The organism is Rhizobacter sp. J219, from assembly GCF_024700055.1.
GTDB lineage: Bacteria > Pseudomonadota > Gammaproteobacteria > Burkholderiales > Burkholderiaceae_C > Rhizobacter.
In genome coordinates, this window is sequence record NZ_JAJOND010000001.1 from 754755 (window position 1) to 771996 (window position 17242).

Annotated in this window: 16 protein-coding genes and 1 tRNA gene; 13 read left to right on the forward strand and 4 right to left on the reverse strand. The window is 66.1% G+C overall.

Annotation, left to right across the window (positions count from 1 at the left end):
- The first annotated feature begins 7 nt into the window (after nucleotides 1–7).
- The 6 genes from hflK (at nucleotide 8) to LRS03_RS03485 (ending at nucleotide 5599) form a co-directional block, all read left to right on the forward strand.
- A complete protein-coding gene (gene hflK / locus LRS03_RS03460) occupies nucleotides 8–1318 on the forward strand; it encodes an FtsH protease activity modulator HflK (RefSeq protein WP_257823881.1) in 1311 nt (436 codons plus the stop codon).
- Between the two features lie 24 nt (nucleotides 1319–1342).
- A complete protein-coding gene (gene hflC / locus LRS03_RS03465) occupies nucleotides 1343–2242 on the forward strand; it encodes a protease modulator HflC (protein ID WP_257823882.1) in 900 nt (299 codons plus the stop codon).
- Nucleotides 2243–2254: 12 nt separating this feature from the next.
- The gene (locus tag LRS03_RS03470; RefSeq protein ID WP_257823883.1) at nucleotides 2255–2443 is read left to right on the forward strand and encodes a DUF2065 domain-containing protein; all 189 of its coding nucleotides are present in this window, start codon (nucleotides 2255–2257) and stop codon (nucleotides 2441–2443) included.
- Between the two features lie 75 nt (nucleotides 2444–2518).
- On the forward strand, nucleotides 2519–3682 hold the full coding sequence (locus LRS03_RS03475; RefSeq protein WP_257823884.1) for an ATP phosphoribosyltransferase regulatory subunit: 1164 nt from the start codon (nucleotides 2519–2521) through the stop codon (nucleotides 3680–3682).
- A gap of 42 nt (nucleotides 3683–3724) precedes the next feature.
- Nucleotides 3725–5056: an adenylosuccinate synthase gene (locus LRS03_RS03480; protein ID WP_257823885.1), complete on the forward strand. Its 1332-nt coding sequence runs from the start codon at nucleotides 3725–3727 to the stop codon at nucleotides 5054–5056.
- A gap of 21 nt (nucleotides 5057–5077) precedes the next feature.
- The gene (locus tag LRS03_RS03485; RefSeq protein WP_257823886.1) at nucleotides 5078–5599 is read left to right on the forward strand and encodes a phosphoribosyltransferase; all 522 of its coding nucleotides are present in this window, start codon (nucleotides 5078–5080) and stop codon (nucleotides 5597–5599) included.
- A gap of 149 nt (nucleotides 5600–5748) precedes the next feature.
- On the opposite strand, the gene LRS03_RS03490 is transcribed toward LRS03_RS03485, so the two are convergent.
- A tRNA-Leu gene (locus LRS03_RS03490) sits at nucleotides 5749–5833 on the reverse strand.
- A gap of 25 nt (nucleotides 5834–5858) precedes the next feature.
- Here LRS03_RS03490 and rnr point away from each other — a divergent pair.
- A complete protein-coding gene (rnr, locus tag LRS03_RS03495; protein ID WP_374685087.1) occupies nucleotides 5859–8111 on the forward strand; it encodes a ribonuclease R in 2253 nt (750 codons plus the stop codon).
- 4 nt (nucleotides 8112–8115) lie between these two features.
- Here rnr and LRS03_RS03500 read toward each other — a convergent pair whose 3' ends face one another.
- Genes LRS03_RS03500 through LRS03_RS03510 form a run of 3 tightly spaced genes read right to left on the reverse strand, consistent with a single transcriptional unit; the run spans nucleotide 8116 to nucleotide 12284 of the window.
- Nucleotides 8116–9591, reverse strand: a complete 1476-nt coding sequence (locus LRS03_RS03500) for an NAD(P)H-hydrate dehydratase (protein WP_257823887.1) — start codon at nucleotides 9589–9591, stop codon at nucleotides 8116–8118.
- A 3-nt stretch (nucleotides 9592–9594) separates the two neighbouring features.
- Entirely contained in the window at nucleotides 9595–10935 is a 1341-nt protein-coding gene (locus LRS03_RS03505; protein WP_257823888.1) for an FAD-dependent oxidoreductase, read from the reverse strand.
- Nucleotides 10935–12284 (reverse strand): amidase, encoded by a 1350-nt coding sequence (locus LRS03_RS03510; RefSeq protein WP_257823889.1) that lies wholly within the window; start codon nucleotides 12282–12284, stop codon nucleotides 10935–10937. The genes LRS03_RS03505 and LRS03_RS03510 overlap by 1 nt, the downstream gene beginning before the upstream one ends.
- A 167-nt stretch (nucleotides 12285–12451) precedes the next feature.
- Here LRS03_RS03510 and rpsB point away from each other — a divergent pair, with 167 nt between their 5' ends.
- The 6 genes from rpsB to LRS03_RS03540 all read left to right on the forward strand — a co-directional run bounded on the left by rpsB (nucleotide 12452) and on the right by LRS03_RS03540 (nucleotide 17238).
- Nucleotides 12452–13198 (forward strand): 30S ribosomal protein S2, encoded by a 747-nt coding sequence (gene rpsB / locus LRS03_RS03515; RefSeq protein ID WP_257823890.1) that lies wholly within the window; start codon nucleotides 12452–12454, stop codon nucleotides 13196–13198.
- 128 nt (nucleotides 13199–13326) lie between these two features.
- Nucleotides 13327–14223 carry a translation elongation factor Ts gene (tsf, locus tag LRS03_RS03520; protein ID WP_257823891.1) on the forward strand — a complete coding sequence of 299 codons (897 nt, stop codon included), beginning with the start codon at nucleotides 13327–13329 and terminating at the stop codon, nucleotides 14221–14223.
- A 122-nt stretch (nucleotides 14224–14345) separates the two neighbouring features.
- Nucleotides 14346–15056 carry a UMP kinase gene (pyrH, locus tag LRS03_RS03525; protein WP_257823892.1) on the forward strand — a complete coding sequence of 237 codons (711 nt, stop codon included), beginning with the start codon at nucleotides 14346–14348 and terminating at the stop codon, nucleotides 15054–15056.
- 15 nt (nucleotides 15057–15071) lie between these two features.
- Nucleotides 15072–15632: a ribosome recycling factor gene (gene frr, locus LRS03_RS03530; RefSeq protein ID WP_257823893.1), complete on the forward strand. Its 561-nt coding sequence runs from the start codon at nucleotides 15072–15074 to the stop codon at nucleotides 15630–15632.
- Between the two features lie 18 nt (nucleotides 15633–15650).
- Entirely contained in the window at nucleotides 15651–16382 is a 732-nt protein-coding gene (gene uppS / locus LRS03_RS03535; protein WP_257823894.1) for a polyprenyl diphosphate synthase, read from the forward strand.
- 4 nt (nucleotides 16383–16386) lie between these two features.
- Nucleotides 16387–17238: a phosphatidate cytidylyltransferase gene (locus tag LRS03_RS03540; RefSeq protein ID WP_257823895.1), complete on the forward strand. Its 852-nt coding sequence runs from the start codon at nucleotides 16387–16389 to the stop codon at nucleotides 17236–17238.
- The last annotated feature ends 4 nt before the right edge of the window (nucleotides 17239–17242 follow it).

A 17242-nucleotide genomic window follows, 5' to 3' on the forward strand; every position in this document is an offset into this window, starting at 1 on the left:
CATGACCATGAGCGCTAATTCTTCCTTCCCCAGCGACCGGCCCGTGCGCCTGCGCGACGTGGCCGCAGCCGCGCGTGCCCTGTTGACGGGCGCGTTGCACACGGTGCGCGGGCGGTTCGGCCGCCGGCCCGAACTGGTGCTCAACAACGGCGGCCGGGGCGATGGGCCGCCTGACCTGGACGAACTCTGGCGCGACTTCAATCGCAAGCTGAGCAACCTCTTCGGCGGCAAGCAGCGCGCCAACGGGTCCGGCAACGGCGGGCCGAGTTTCCAACCCGACATGCGTGGAACCGGCATCGGCATCAGCCTGGTGGCCGGCCTGATCGTGCTGGTGTGGGCGGCGAGCGGGTTCTTCATCGTGCAGGAAGGCCAGCAGGCCGTGGTCACGTCCTTCGGCAAGTACAGCCACACGGTGGACGCCGGCTTCAATTGGCGTTTCCCGTACCCGTTCCAGGCAAACGAGGTTGTCGCCGTGACGCAGCTGCGCTCGGTCGAGGTCGGCCGCAGCGCGGTGGTGCAAGCCACGGGGCTGCGCGAGTCGTCGATGCTGACGAAAGACGAGAACATCGTCGACATCCGCTTCACCGTGCAGTACCGGCTGAAAGACGCCCGCGCCTACCTCTTCGAGAACGCCAAGCCCGACGATGCCGTGATCCAGGCGGCCGAGTCCGCCGTGCGCGAGATCGTGGGCAAGAGCAACATGGACTCGGTGCTGTACGAGCAGCGTGACGAGATCTCGTCGCAGCTGATGGCGCTGGTGCAGGCGCAACTCGATCGGCTGAACACCGGCATCCTGATCGTGAACGTGAACGTCGGCAGCGTGCAAGCGCCGGAGCAGGTGCAGGCCGCGTTCGACGACGCCTTCCGCGCCGGTGCCGATCGTGAAAAGGCCAAGAACGAAGGCCAGGCGTATGCGAACGACGTGATCCCCAAGGCGCGCGGCAGCGCAGCCCGCCTGCACGAAGAAGCCGAGGCCTACAAGGCTCGCGTGGTGGCGCGCGCCGAGGGCGATGCCCAGCGCTTCAGCCGCGTCCTGGCCGAGTACCAGAAGGCGCCGTCCGTCACGCGCGACCGCATCTACATCGACACCATGCGCGACATCTACTCCGGTGTGAGCAAGGTGATGGTCGACAGCCGCAACAACTCCAATCTGCTGTACCTGCCGCTGGACAAGCTGATCCAGCACTCGACCGCTCCGACTCCGGCTCAACCGGCAACAGCCCCGGCCGCCGAAACGAGCGCGGCCACGGTACCGGGCGGCGCGTCGGACGTTCGCTTGCGCGATGGCCAGCGCAGCCGCGACCGCGACGCGCGTTGACAACAGGGCAGGAAGCAAAAGACCATGAATCGAATCGGAACCTTCGCCATCGGCTTCATCGTGCTGCTGATGCTCGTGTACTCCACGCTCTTCATCGTGGACCAGAAGCAATTCGCAGTCGTCTACGCCCTCGGTGAAATCAAGGAAGTCATCACCGAGCCCGGCCTCAAGTTCAAGCAGCCGCCGCCGCTGCAGAATGTCGTCTTCCTCGACCGCCGTGTGCAGACGCTCGACAGCCCCGAGACCCGTCCCATCTTCACAGCCGAGAAGAAGAGCCTGGTGATCGACTGGCTCGTGAAGTGGCGCGTGACCGACCCGCGCCAATTCATCCGCAACAGCGGCACCGACATGCGCAACGTGGAGGCGCGCCTGAGCCCCATCGTGCAGGGCGCCTTCAACGAAGAGGTGACCAAGCGCACCGTGCAGGCCATGCTTTCGACGGATCGCGACAACGTGATGCAGGGTGTGCGCACCCGCCTTGCCGACGAAGCCAAGAGCTTCGGCATCGAGATCATCGACGTGCGCATCAAGCGCGTCGATTTTTCCGCCAACATCACCGGCTCCGTCTACGGGCGCATGGAATCGGAGCGCAAGCGCGTGGCAAACCAGCTGCGCTCGACCGGCTTCGCCGAAGCCGAAAAGATTCGCGCCGACGCCGAGCGCCAGCGAGAAGTGATCCTGGCCGAGGCCTATCGCGACGCCCAAACGATCAAGGGCGACGGCGATGCCAAGGCGTCGGCGATCTACGCCGAAGCGTTCGGCCGCGATCCGCAGTTCGCCAAGTTCTATCGCAGTCTCGAGGCGTACCGGGCGAGTTTCCAGAACCGTTCGGATGTGATGGTCGTCGACCCGTCGAGCGAATTCTTCCGGGCAATGCGAGGGGAGATGGGCGGATCGTCCGCCGCCAGGAAGAAGGGCGAGTAGGCCCGGCTCGGGATGTCGGATCTGCTGCTGAGCGCTCTGGCGCTGATGCTGGTGGTCGAGGGGCTGTTGCCGTTCTTGAGCCCCGGCGCCTGGCGGCAGGTCTTTCAACGCGCGTTGCAGCTGTCCGATGGCCAGATCCGCTTTCTTGGCCTGTCCAGCATGCTCGTGGGCCTGATCGCCTTGCTGCTGCTGTGGCCGTGAGACCCGCCGGCCCGAAAACGCCTCTCTGACGCGGCCGGCCGGTACAATCTCTTTTTTAATCCCCGGTCATTTCCCATGTCGTCTGCTTGGCTGCTGCCCGAGCACATTGCTGACGTCCTGCCCGCGCAGGCCAGGCGCATCGAAGAACTCCGTCGCGACCTGCTCGACGGTGCTCGGGGCTATGGGTTCGAACTCGTGATGCCGCCGCTGCTCGAGCACCTGGATTCGCTGTTGTCCGGCGCTGGGCGTGAGCTGGACCTCAAGACTTTCAAGCTGGTCGACCAATTGAGCGGCCGCACTCTCGGCGTGCGTGCCGATACCACGTCCCAAGTCGCCCGCATCGATGCCCACCTGCTGAACCGCCGGGGCGTGACACGCCTGTGCTACTGCGGGCCCGTGTTGCATACGCGGCCCGATGGCCTGCACGGCACCCGTGAACCCCTGCAGTTCGGTGCCGAAATCTATGGCCACGCCGGCCTGGAAGCCGACCTGGAAGTGCAGGAACTCGCGCTCGATGCCTTGCAACGTGCCGGCATCAGTCAGCTGACGCTCGACATGGGCGATGCCCGCATCGTGCGTGGCGTGTTGTCCGGGCTGTCACTCGACGCGTTGGCGCTCGGCCAGATCTACGCGGCGCTTGCCGCGAAAGACCAGGCGGCGATGGACATGGCATCTGCATCGCTTCCGACCGTGGCGCGCCAAGGGTTGAGCGCTCTGCTGAGGCTCTACGGTGGCCAGGAGGTGTTGCAGGCCGCCCGCAAGGAATTGCCTGCGCACCCGCTGATCCACGCGGCGCTCGACGACCTGGGGTGGCTGCTCCAGCACCTGCGGCAAGCCTACCCCGACGTGCGGATCGGGTTTGATCTGGCCGATCACAGTGGCTATGCGTACTACAGCGGCGCGCGTTTTGCGATCTTCGCGGCCGGTACCAGCGACGCGTTGGTGCGTGGTGGCCGTTACGACGAGGTGGGTGCGGTGTTCGGCCGTACCCGTCCGGCAGCGGGCTTCAGCATGGACCTGAAGCAATTGGTGACCGTCGCGCCTGTGCGCAGCATGCGGCCGGCCATCCGTGCGCCGTGGGGCGAGCAGCCGGAGCTGCGGGCCGCCGTGCGGGCCTTGCGCGAGCAGGGCGAGTCGGTCGTGTGCATCCTGCCCGGGCACGAACACGAAGGCGAAGAATTCGCCTGCGACCGTGAACTTGCCCTCGTCCAGGGCCAATGGCTCGTGCGCGCGCTCTGACGCTGCGGCACATTCATTCTTCAAGCAAACCGGATTCGAGCAATGCAACAGAAGCGCAGCGGCCGCAACGTGGTCGTCGTGGGCACCCAATGGGGTGACGAAGGTAAGGGCAAGGTCGTCGACTGGCTGACCGACCACGCGCAGGCGGTGGTGCGTTTCCAGGGCGGCCACAACGCCGGCCACACGTTGGTCATCAAGGGTGTGAAGACCGCGCTGCAGCTGATCCCCTCGGGGATCATGCGTGACGGTGTGAAATGCTTCATCGGCAACGGGGTGGTGGTCGACCCGAGCCATCTGCTGAGCGAGATCGAGCGCCTGGAGGCCATTGGCCTTGACGTGCGCTCGCGCCTCTACATCAGCGAATCGTGCCCGTTGATCCTCCCGTTTCATGTCGAAGTCGACAAGGCTCGTGAAGCGCTGCGCGAGACCAGTGGCGCAGGAAAGATCGGCACCACCGGCAAGGGCATCGGTCCGGCTTACGAAGACAAGGTTGCACGTCGTGCCATGCGCGTGCAAGACCTCAAGCATCCCGAGCGTTTTGCGAAGAAGCTTCGCGAGCTACTGGAACTGCACAACTTCGCGCTTGGCGGCTACCTCAAGTCGAAGCCCCTGGAGTTCCAGCCGATCTTCGATCACGCGATGAAAGTCGCCGAGGCGTTGAAGCCCATGCTGGCCGACGTGGGCTACGCGCTCTACACCGCCAGCCAGAAGGGCGACAACATCCTCTTCGAAGGTGCGCAAGGCACGCTGCTCGACATCGACCACGGCACCTACCCGTACGTGACGTCGAGCAACTGCGTGGCAGGCAATGCGGCGGCCGGTTCGGGCCTCGGCCCGGACATGCTTCACTACGTGCTAGGCATCACCAAGGCCTACACCACGCGTGTCGGCAGCGGCCCGTTCCCGACCGAGTTGGAGTGGGACACTCCGGGGACCGTTGGCTACCACCTTTCGACCGTCGGCCAGGAGCGCGGCACCGTCACCGGTCGCCCGCGCCGCTGCGGCTGGCTGGACGCCGCACTGCTCAAGCGTTCGATCATCATCAACGGCATCTCGGGCCTGTGCATCACCAAACTCGATGTGCTCGACGGCTTGCCGGAGATCAAGGTCTGCGTGGGCTATGACCTCCACGGCAAGCGCCTCGACATCCTGCCGCTTGACGCCGATGAGATCGACGCCTGCGTGCCCATCTACGACACCTTCCCGGGCTGGACCGAAAAGACCGCCGGCATCACGCAGTGGGACCAGCTGCCGCTGAATGCGCGCCGCTATCTCGAGCGTGTGCAGGAGTTCATCGGTGCGCCGATCGACATGGTGTCTACCGGTCCCGATCGCGACCACACCATCCTGCTGCGCCACCCCTATCAGGCTTGATGTCCCCAAGGAGCTTTCCGCATGTTGACCGAAGACGGCAAACACCTCTACGTCTCCTGGGACGAGTACCACCTGCTGATTGAGCGGCTGGCGCTCAAGGTGCATGCGTCGGGGTGGGAGTTCGATCAGATCCTATGCCTCGCGCGAGGCGGCATGCGGCCGGGGGACGTGCTCTCGCGGGTGTTCGACAAGCCGCTGGGCATCATGTCGACGAGTTCCTACCGGGCGGAGGCCGGCACCATCCAGGGCCGGCTTGACATGGCGAAATACATCACGCTGCCCAAGGGCGAGCTTGCGGGGCGTGTGCTGTTGGTCGATGACCTGGCCGATTCGGGCGTGACGCTAAAGGCTGTGGTCGAACGGCTGCGCAGCATGCCGGCCATCACCGAGCTGCGCTCGGCGGTGATCTGGACCAAGGGCGTGTCGAGCTACACGCCCGACTACTACGTTGAACTGCTGCCCACGAGCCCGTGGATCCATCAGCCGTTCGAAGAGTACGACGAGTTGCGCCCGGGAGGTCTGGCGCGCAAGTTCGCAATCTGATCGGTCACGTGCGAGCCAGGTGCAGCGAGTCGGCAACGATGGCCCCATTCGCTGCATCAACAAACGATGCGCGCAAACAAAAAGGCCTGCATCATGCAGGCCTCTTCGCTTTACGTGTTGTTCGTTCACGCGTTATTTTTCTAACCACTTGGTGCCCAGGAGAGGACTCGAACCTCCACGGAGTTACCCGCTAGTACCTGAAACTAGTGCGTCTACCAATTCCGCCACCTGGGCATTTCAGGAAGTCTTGGACTATATCATCAAACAATCAAAATTTTCAAACACCTCCGCCATCGGCGCTGAGCTGATGAGTGAAGTCGAGGGAACGGTGCAAGGGCATCGCGATGGTCACGGCTTTGTCGTGCGCGATGACAACCAGCCCGACCTCTATCTGTCGCCGCAGGAAATGCGCGCAGTGCTGCATCGCGACCGTGTGAAGGCACGCGTGGTGCGCTATGACCGCAAGGGCCGCCCGGAGGGGCGGGTGCTCGAGATCCTCGAGCGCCGCAAGACGCCGATCATCGGCCGCCTACTTCACGAGAGCGGCATCTGGCTCGTCGCGCCCGAAGACAAGCGCTACGGCCAGGACATCATGGTCCCGAAGAACGCGATCGCCAATGCGACCGCAGGGCAGGTGGTTGCCATCGAGTTGACCGAGCCTCCTTCGTTGTATTCGCAACCGATGGGGCGGGTGACCGAAGTGCTGGGCGAGATCGACGACCCCGGCATGGAGATCGAGATCGCGGTGCGCAAGTACGAAGTGCCGCATCGTTTCTCTCCCGAGACGCTGGCGCAGACCGCCGGTCTGCCGGAGAAGGTCCGACCCGCCGACAAACGCGATCGCATCGACCTCACCGACGTGCCGCTCGTCACCATCGATGGCGAAGATGCGCGCGACTTCGATGATGCCGTGTACTGCGAGCCGGCGAAGCACGGCCGTGGCAAGACCGCCTTCGACGGCTGGCGGCTCGTGGTCGCGATTGCCGACGTGAGCCACTACGTGAAGCCCGGCGAGCCACTGGACGACGACGCGTATGAGCGCGCCACATCGGTGTACTTCCCGCGCCGGGTGATCCCGATGCTGCCCGAGAAGCTCTCCAACGGCCTGTGTTCGCTGAACCCGAACGAAGACCGGCTGTCGATGGTGTGCGACATGCTCATCACGAAGGAAGGCGAGATCCACGCGTACCAGTTCTTCCCGGCGGTGATCTGCTCGCATGCGCGCTTCACCTACAACGAAGTCGCGGCCATCCTGTCGAACACCCGTGGCCCCGAAGCGGCGCGTCGCAAGGACCTGGTGCCGCATCTGCTGCATCTGCATGAGGTGTATCGCGCCTTGCTGAAGGCGCGCGCCAAACGTGGAGCGGTCGATTTCGAAACGACCGAGACGCAGATCATCTGTGACGACAACGGTCGCATCGAAAAGATCGTGCCGCGCACACGCACCGAGGCCCACAAGCTGATCGAGGAGGCGATGCTGGCCGCCAACGTGTGCTCAGCCGACTTCATCGCATCGGCCAAGCATTCGTCGCTGTACCGTGTGCACGAAGGCCCGACGCCGGAGAAGAAGACGCTGCTGCAGAACTACCTCAGGCAGCTCGGCCTCGGCATGAATGTCGGTGACGATCCGAAGCCTGGCGAGTTCCAGGCGATCGCCGCGGCGACGAAGGACCGCCCCGACGCCCAGCAGATCCACACCATGCTGCTGCGTTCAATGCAGCAGGCGATCTACACCGGCATCAACAGCGGGCACTTCGGCCTGGCCTACGAGGCCTACACGCACTTCACGAGCCCGATCCGCCGCTACCCCGATCTGCTGGTGCATCGCGTGATCAAGGCGCTGCTGCAGGGCAAGCGCTACAGCCTGCTGAGCGGCCACGTCGAGGCCGCCGGCAAGTCGCGCAAGAACTCGCTGGCGGAAGAGGAGCAGTGGGAAGGCGTGGGTGCGCATTGCAGTGCCAACGAACGCCGCGCCGACGAAGCATCGCGCGACGTCGAAGCCTGGCTCAAATGCCGCTACATGCGCGAGCACCTCGGCGAGGAGTTCGGCGGCACGGTGAGCGCGGTGACAAGCTTCGGCCTGTTCGTGACGCTCGACAGCCTGTACGTCGAAGGGCTGATCCACATCACCGAACTCGGCGGCGAGTACTACCGTTTCGACGAGGCGCGTCAGGAGTTGCGCGGCGAACGCTCAGGTGTGCGCTACGCCATCGGCTCGCGGGTGCGCGTGCAAGTCAGCCGTGTCGACCTGGACGGCCGCAAGATCGACTTCCGCATGGTCCACGAAGGCGAAGACAACGCCCTGCTGGCACGTGCCAAGCGTGACAAGTCGGGTGTCGGCAAGAGCGCAGTGGCCGAGCTGGCCGCGGTGAAGGAAGCTGACCGTGCGGTCAAGGCAGCCACCAAGGCCCGCAAGGGCAGTGGCACCGGTCAGAAGGTTGGCGCGCATCCGGTGCGTGCGGCCAAGTCGGCGGCACGCAAGGTGGGCAGCAAGACGGCGCGCCGACGCTGAACTCTCAGCGCTGCGGTGCGGCGCTGTGCATGGCCTCGACCAGATCGGCGGCGCGCAGAGGCGCGGTGGGGCTGTGCTCGGCGGCAAGACCGTGCAACCACGTGGCATGGCGGGCGGCCTCGAGTGCGGTGCAGCCAGAGGCGGACCAGCATCCGCCGATCCATCCGGCGAGCACGTCGCCGGTGCCGGCGCTCGCGAGCGCCGCGCTGCCGGTGCCGTTGATCCACAACGTTGCATCCGGTCCGGCGAGCACCGACCCGGAGCCTTTGAGCACGACCACGCAGGCGAATTGCTGCGCGAGGCGGCGCGCGGCAGCGAGGCGATCCGACTGCACGGTCGCGGTGTCGGAGTTCAGGAGCCGAGCGGCTTCCAGCGGATGCGGGGTCAGCACGGTCTGGCGCTGGCGGGCGCTGCGCGCCGACAGGAGGGTGGCAAGAGCCGGATCGGCCGCGATGGCGTTCAAGGCATCGGCGTCCAGAACCAGTCGGCCGGCGCTGCTCAGCAAGCGCGGCAAGGCCTGTCGGATTGCCGTGCCACCCCCGCAACCGGCCACCACGGTGGCCTCTTCGGCCGAGGCGGTCTGCCACCAGCCGTGGCGGAACATCAACTCGGGTCGCACCGTGTCCATCGTCGGCGTTGATTGGTCATCGAGCACGTCGACGTACACGCGCCCGGCGCCTGCCGCGTGCGCCGCGCGCGCGGCCAGCAGCGCAGCACCCGCCATGCCGGGACCGCCCCCGACGACGGCCAGGTCGCCGAAGCTGCCTTTGTGCTGGGTGTGCCGGCGCCGCGTGGCCAAGACGGGGGCGCCGCTCAGCCAGGCGGTTATGCCGTCGGCGGTGATGCCCAGCGCGTCGAACCAGACTTCGCCAGCATGGTCACGTCCGGCGCCGGTGAACAAGCCCGGCTTGAGCGTCAGCAACGACAGCGTGTGGTCGGCGACGACACAGGCGCGACCATTCGGCTGGCCGGTGTCGGCATTCAGGCCGGAGGGCAGGTCTACCGCCAACAGCGGGCAAGTGAGGGCGTTGAGGGTGTCGATGAGCGCGGCGAGGTCGCCCGCCGGCGCTCGGCGGCTGCCCAGGCCGAGCACGGCGTCGATGGCAAGGTCGGGCGGGCGAGCGGGGCTCGTGTCCGCGCCCGCCACGATGCCGGCGGCACGGGCACGTGCGTAGGCGTCGGCTGCGTCGGCGGGAAGCTGCGCCGGGTCGCCGATCAAGGTGACCTCGACCGACCAGCCCGCGGCCAGCAGGTGGACGGCGGCGTCGAGCCCGTCGCCGCCGTTGTTGCCGGGGCCGCAGGCGATCCACACCCTGTGTGCATGCGGATGGAGCGCACGCGCGAGCGCCGCCACCGCTTCGCCCGCTCGGCGCATCAGGGTGTGAGGCGGCAAGCCTGTCATGGCCCGCTGCTCGGTCATCCGCGATGCGGCCACATCGTGCAAGGGCCAGTCGCGCTCGGCGGGCAGGATGCGCTGCATGGCTCAGTGCCGCAAGCGGTCGAGGCCCAGGCCTTCGGTGTCGATGGCGGCCGCTCGCGACGAGATCGCATCGGCCACCACACGTGCAGACCCGCATGCCAGGGCCCAGCCGCTGGAGCCGTGGCCGAGGTTGAGCCACACGCCCGGAAGACCGCTCGCGCCGAGCAATGGCGGGCCGTCGGGCAGCATCGGCCGCGCGCCTTTCCACACCTGGGCCTGGCTCATGTGGGCTGCGCCGGGAAACCAGTCGTTGAGCACCTTGTACAGCGTGGCGAGTGCCGCCTGGTGGTGTCGTTCCGGGCGGCCGCCGATTTCGGCGCTGCCCGCGACGCGCAGGCGCGAGCCGAAGCGGCTGACGGCCACCTTGTAGCGCTCATCCATCACGGCAGAGCGGGGGCCCATGTCGGGGTGAACGTCGAGCTTGCGCAAGGGGGCCGTCACCGAGTAGCCATAGATCGGCGCCAGCGGCAGCTTCAGGCCATGCGGGCGCAGCAGCTGGGTCGAGTCGACCGCGCCGCAGACGAGCACTGCATCGAAGGTCTCTGTCTCCGGCTCAAACGGCAGCACGTCGGTTGGCGGGCCGTCGAGGCGGACGGCGTCGACGCTGACCCAGGTCGACTCTTCCATGGGCGAATAGACCTTGGTGAGCGTTGGTCTGGTCCCTGGGGTGAGGCTTTGCACGTTGGTGTGGAAGCGGAACTTCGCCCCCAGGCGCTCGGCCTCGGTGCGCAGCAGCAGCGCGAACTGGCGGCAGTTGCCGACTTCGTCCTGCGCGAGGTGGATGCCGGCGTGCAGCGGGGCGTCGGCGTTCAGGCCCGGTTCGACCTTGCGGCATTGCGAGGCGTCGAGCAACTGATAGCGCATGCCGGCTTCGTTCAGCAGTGCAAGGCCGGCCTGGGCCCGCTCGGCGTCACGGCTGTTGCGCAGCAGGATGAGGTAGCCCTCGGCGCGCTCGTAGTCGAGCTGCAGCACGTGGGTGAGATGGTGCAGGCGCTGCTTGCTGTAGCTGGCCAGGCGCTGCAGACGGGCGCGGTTGCTGCGGTAGGCCGCCGGGCGGCAGGCGCGCCACCAGCGCCACATCCAGCTGAGCGACGATGCGCCCAGCCGGGCGTTGAGGCGCACTGGGGCGTGGCGCTGGAACAAGTGGCTGACAACATGCCACGGCATTCCGGGTGCCGCCCAGGGGGTGACATAGCCTGGTGCGATCACGCCGGCGTTGGCGAAGCTGGCCTCGGCTGCGACGCTGCCGCGGCGTTCGAACACAGTGACGTCATGTCCATCGGCCGCCAGCTCATACGCGGAAGTCACGCCGACGATGCCGGCGCCGATCACGGCGACGCGCATCAGGAGCGCTCCTTCGAAAGTGCGGCTTCGATCGCGAGCGATGCGTCGAGCACAGTGTCGTCCTGCAACGCGTGGCTCCACACCATCAGGCTGACCGGCAACTCATCTGGCGTGTGGCAGGGCAGAGCGAGCGCGCAGCCGTCGAGCATGTTCACCGAGGAGGGGTTGCGCAGCAGCAGGGCATTGACGGCAAAGAAAGCTTCGTCGCTGGCAAGGCTTGCGATGGTGGGTGCGACGATGGGGACGGTGGGGCTGATCAGCGCGTCGTAGCGGCGCGTCGTGAGGGTCATGCGGGCAATCCAGTCGGCGCGGGCGTGCGTGAGGTCAATGTAGTCGGCGGCGGACATGGTTTCGCCGCGGCGAATGCGCACCGCGACGCGGGGGTCGTAGTCGGCCTGGTGCTCGGCCAGCAGACGGCGGTGCCAGGCCCAGCTTTCAGCGGCTGAAAAGCCCCCGGTGGCGTTGATGGCGGCGAGCTCGTTCAGCTCGGGCAAGGGGATGGTGTCGATCTGCGCCCCGGCTTGGCGCAGGGTGGCGAGGGTGCGTTCGAAGGCGCGAGCGACGGTGGAGTCCAGGGCGTCGAGCTGCGGCGCCGGCACGGCGAGCCGCAGCGTGCCGACCGGACGCCCTGCGAGCGTGACGCACCGCGCCGCCAGCACCTCGTGCAGCAGCACGGCGTCGCGCACCGAGCGGGTGATGGCGCAGGTGGTGTCGAGGGTGGTCGACAGGGGGATGGCGCCCTCGGTCGGCGTGAGCCGCGCGGTGTTCTTGAAGCCGACCAAGCCCTGCAGGGCTGCGGGAATGCGGATTGAGCCTCCGGTGTCCGACCCCAGGGCGGCCCAGGCCGCGCCGCTGGCGACGGAGACCGCGCCGCCGGAGGTCGAGCCGCCAGGGATGCGCGGCTCGGGGTCAAGGGCAGGCGTGGCAGCGTTCGGTGGTGTGCTGTGGTGCGGGTTCAGGCCTACCCCGGAAAACGCGAACTCGGTCATGTTGGTGTGGCCTGTGAGGGCGGCACCGGCGCTCCGCAGACGCGCGACGGCGGGGCAGTCTGCTTGTGCAGCGGGGGCCCCGGCGAGGACGCGCGAGGCTGCTGTCGTTGGCTGCCCCTGCACGTCGAACAGGGCTTTCACGCTCACAGCGAGCCCCGCCAGCGTGGGCAGCCCCGCGCCGGCCGCCCGCTGCAAGTCGACGCTCTGCGCGACCGCGAGCGCCTGGGCGTCGAAACGTGTGAGGTAGGTCTTGGTGTTGCCGGCGCTGTCCGCGCGCTCGAGGCTGGCGGCCAACGCCTCGGCCGCCGTCATGCGCCCTTGCAGCAAGGCGGCTCGGGCAGCAGTCAGGTCATTCGTCATGGGTGGGAGAGTGCCTGCTATACTCCGCGGGTTTACCTGAGTGCCGCCCGTGTCGGGTCGGCTTGGGTCGACAAATCGCGAGTCCGGCTGTTGAAGGTGTCGCGCGTGCCGTCTGAAAAGGCATCGCGATTCTGGCCGGATTCTAGAACCAACCTTTGGAGTGATTCATGTCCGTCACCATGCGTGAAATGCTGGAAGCCGGCGTCCATTTCGGGCACCAAACGCGCTTCTGGAACCCCAAGATGGCCCCGTACATCTACGGCCATCGCAACAAGATCCACATCATCAACCTCGAGAAGACGCAACCGCTCTTCCTCGACGCGATGAAGTTCATCCGCCAGCTCGCCGCCAAGCGCGGCACGATCCTGATGGTCGGCACCAAGCGCCAGGCACGCGACGTGATCGTGCAGGAAGCCAAGCGCGCCGGCATGCCCTTCGTCGACCAGCGCTGGCTCGGCGGAATGCTGACCAACTTCAAGACGGTCAAGGGTTCGCTCAAGAAGCTGAAGGACATGCAGGCTCAGGTGGAGTCGGGCACCGAAATCCGCATCAAGAAGGAAGCGCTGCTGTTCCAGCGCGAGCTGGCCAAGCTCGAGAAGGACATCGGTGGCATCCAGGACATGAACGCGCTGCCTGATGCGCTGTTCGTGATCGACGTCGGTTACCACAAGATCGCCGTGGCCGAAGCCAAGAAGCTCGGCATTCCCGTGATCGGCGTGGTCGACTCCAACCACTCGCCCGACGGCATCGACTACGTGATCCCCGGCAACGACGACTCTTCCAAGGCCGTGGCGCTGTACGCCCGTGCCGTGGCCGACGCCGTGCTGGAAGGCAAGGCCAACGCCACCAATGAGGTGGCCCAGGCTGTGTCGGCCGAGGGCGACGAGTTCGTGGAAGTCAGCGAGAACGCCTGAGCGACTCGCCCCGACTCACCTGACGGTGAGCATGAAAAGGGGCTTTGACAGCCCCTTTTTTCAATCAATGCATGACGATTCCGGCGGTCGGCGCCCGTTGCCGACCCCGAGCCAACAGGAGATTTGAGATGGCTGCAATCACCGCAAGCATGGTCGCCGAGCTGCGCGCCAAGACCGACGCCCCGATGATGGAATGCAAGAAGGCCCTGACCGAGGCCAACGGCGATTTCGACAAGGCTGAAGAACTGCTGCGCGTCAAGCTGGGCAGCAAGGCCGGCAAGGCGGCCTCGCGCATCACCGCTGAAGGCGTGGTGGCCGCAGCCGTGGAAGGCACCACCGGCGCGATCGTCGAAGTCAACTGCGAAACTGACTTCGTCACCAAGAACGACTCCTTCCTGGCGCTGGCCAAGGCGGCGGCCGAGCTGATCGCCAAGCACAACCCGGCCGATATCGCCGCGCTGGGCGCGCTGCCGTATTCGCAGGACGGCTTCGGCCCGACGCTGGAAGACGTGCGCAAGGGCCTGATCGGCAAGATCGGCGAAAACATGTCGTTCCGCCGCTTCAAGCGCTACGCGAACGGCGGCAAGCTCGCCAGCTATCTGCACGGCACCCGCATCGGCGTGGTCGTCGAGTTCGACGGCGACGACACCGCTGCGAAGGACGTCGCCATGCACGTGGCCGCGATGAAGCCGGTGTCGCTGTCGGCCGCCGACGTGCCGGCCACGCTGATCGAGAAAGAGCGCTCGGTGGCGTCTCTCAAGGCTGCCGAATCGGGCAAGCCGGCGGACATCGTCACCAAGATGGTCGAAGGCTCGGTGCAGAAGTACCTGAAGGAAGTCAGCCTGCTGAACCAGGTGTTCGTGAAGGCCGCTGACGGCAAGCAGACCGTCGAGCAATACCTCAAGTCCGCCAACACCAACGTCAAGGGCTTCACGCTCTACGTGGTCGGCGAAGGCATCGAGAAGAAGGTCGATGACTTCGCCGCTGAAGTGGCGGCGCAAGTGGCGGCTGCCAAGGGCGCCTGAGAGTCCCCACTGGGTCGTTCCGCGCCGGGCCGTCCGGCCTGGCTTCGCGGATAGACTCAAAGCCCAGCCCGTCCTGACCACAAGTCCGTCCTGACCAAAAGTCGCATCACGGAGGAAACTGAATGCCGGCCTACAAGCGCATCCTGCTGAAACTTTCTGGCGAGGCCCTGATGGGCGACGATGCCTATGGCATTAATCGCGCCACCATCGTGCGCATGGTGCGTGAGATCCAGGAAGTGACGCAGCTCGGGTGCGAGGTGGCAGTGGTCATCGGCGGTGGCAACATCTTCCGCGGTGTGGCGGGCGGTTCGGTCGGCATGGACCGGGCGACCGCCGACTACATGGGCATGCTGGCGACGGTGATGAACGCGCTGGCGCTGGCTGACACCATGCGGCAAGAGGGTATGACGGCACGTGTGATGTCGGCCATCGGCATCGAGCAGGTCGTCGAGCCCTATGTGCGCCCCAAGGCGCTGCAGTACCTCGAAGAAGGCAAGGTGGTGGTCTTCGCCGCCGGCACCGGCAACCCCTTCTTCACCACCGACACGGCCGCGGCACTGCGAGGCGCCGAGATCGGCGCCGAGATCGTGCTCAAGGCCACCAAGGTCGACGGCGTCTACACCGCCGATCCCAAGAAGGACCCGACCGCCACGCGCTACAGCCGGGTCAGTTTCGACGAAGCCATCACCCGCAACCTGCAGGTGCTCGACGCCACGGCCTTCGCGCTGTGCCGCGACCAGAAGCTGCCGATCAAGGTCTTCAGCATCTTCAAGGCCGGCGCGCTTAAGCGTGTGGTGCTGGGCGAGGACGAGGGCACCCTGGTGCACGTGTGAGGGCAGGAGATTGAGATGAGCATCGCAGACATCCGCAAGAACGCCGAACAGAAGATGGCCAAGTCCATCGAGTCGTTCAAGAACGAATCCGGCAAGATCCGTACGGGCCGCGCCCACCCGGGCATCCTCGACCAGGTGCAGGTCGACTATTACGGTTCGATGGTCCCCATCAGCCAGGTCGCCAATGTGAGCCTGCTCGATGCGCGCACGATCAGCGTGCAGCCCTGGGAAAAGGGCATGGGCCCGAAGATCGAGAAGGCGATCCGCGAATCGGATCTCGGCCTCAACCCCGCTGCGCAGGGCGACTTGCTGCGTGTGCCGCTGCCTGCGCTGACCGAAGAGCGCCGACGTGATCTGACCAAGGTCGTGCGTTCGGCTGCCGAAGACTCGCGCATCGCCGTGCGCAACCTGCGCCGCGACGCGAACGACCAGGCCAAGAAGCTCCTGAAGGACAAGCTCATCACCGAAGACGACGAGCGCCGCTCGCTCGACGAGGTGCAGAAGCTCACCGACCGCGTCATCGCGGAAATCGACCGCCTCACCTCGGCCAAGGAAGCCGAGATCATGGCTGTCTGACACTCACTGCATCCTTTCGTGGATTCAGCGAAGCGCGTCCCACGCCACATCGCCATCGTGATGGATGGCAACGGTCGTTGGGCCAAGAAGCGCTTCATGCCGCGCTTCGTCGGGCACAAGTTCGGCGTGGATGCACTGGTGGGGGTGGTCAAGGCTTGTGCAGACCGTGGTGTCGAGTATCTGACGGTGTTTGCGTTCTCGTCCGAGAACTGGAAACGGCCGGCTGAAGAGGTCTCGGGGCTGATGAGCCTCGCCATCTCGACCGTGTCCAAGCACCTGACGAAGATGGTGGGCGAGGGCGTGCGCATTCGCATCGTGGGTGACAAGTCCAATGTGGCGCCCGCCGTGCGCGCCGCACTGGACAAGGCTGAAGAGTCGACACGCCACAACACCCGCATCAACCTTTCGGTCGCGTTCAACTACGGCGGCCGGTGGGATGTCGTGCAGGCCTGCCAGAAGGCGATCGCGGCGGGCGTCGCGCCGGAGGCGATCGACGAAGCCACCTTGTCGCGCTACATGGCGATGAGCTTTGCGCCTGACCCCGATCTCTTCATCCGCACCGGCGGCGAAGTGCGCGTCAGCAATTTCCTGCTGTGGCAGGCGGCGTACTCGGAGTTCGTGTTCAGCGACTGCCTCTGGCCGGACTTCGGCGAAGCAGAGCTCGACGCGGCCTTGGCCGACTACGCCCGGCGAGACCGCCGCTTTGGATTGGTGTCGCCGGCGGACGTCACCGCGCTGATCAAGGCCTGATGCCATGTTGAAGCAGCGTGTCATCACCGCGATCGTCATGTTGCTGGTCCTGTTGCCCGCACTTTTTGCGCCGATGGCGTGGCCGTTCGCGCTGTTGATGCTGGTCATGGCCGGCGCTGCCGCGTGGGAGTGGGGGCGACTCAACGGCGCTGCGACGGCTGCGGCCGTGTCGATGGGCGTCTTGACGGCCGCCGCCTGCGGGCTTGCTTTGTGGGGTGGTTGGGTGCGGGTCGGGCCGAATGTGGCCTGGTGGCTTGCATTTGCGGTCTGGGTGTTGGGGGGTGCGCTTGCACTCAAGGTCGGCGTCGGCTCGTGGCCGCATTTGCCGCGCGGGGCCCGATGGCTCTTGGGTGTGGCGGCGATCTGGACCGCGTGGCTCGCGCTCTCCAGCGCCAAGGCGGCCGGCATCAATTTCCTGCTGTCGATCTTCTGCCTCGTCTGGGTTGCCGACATCGCGGCCTATTTCGGTGGCAAAGCCTTTGGCCGGCGCAAGCTCGCACCGGCCATCAGCCCGGGCAAAAGCTGGGAAGGCGTGTGGAGCGGCATGCTCGGCGTGCAGGTGCTGGCGGTGGCGTGGATTCAAGCCGACCGTCATTGGCAACTGGCGTCGCTCGATTCCGCCAGCCTCTTCACCCTGCTGCTCGAACGGCTCGGGGTGCCAGGTCTGGTGCTGGCGCTTGTGTTCCTGAGTGCAATGAGCGTTGTCGGTGACCTGGTCGAATCGCTGGTGAAGCGCAGTGCCGGGGCCAAGGACAGCAGCAACCTCCTGCCGGGCCATGGCGGAGTGCTCGACCGGGTCGATGCGTTGCTGCCGGTGTTCCCGATCGCGATGGCGCTGAGCACGCTCGGCTTCTGATCTT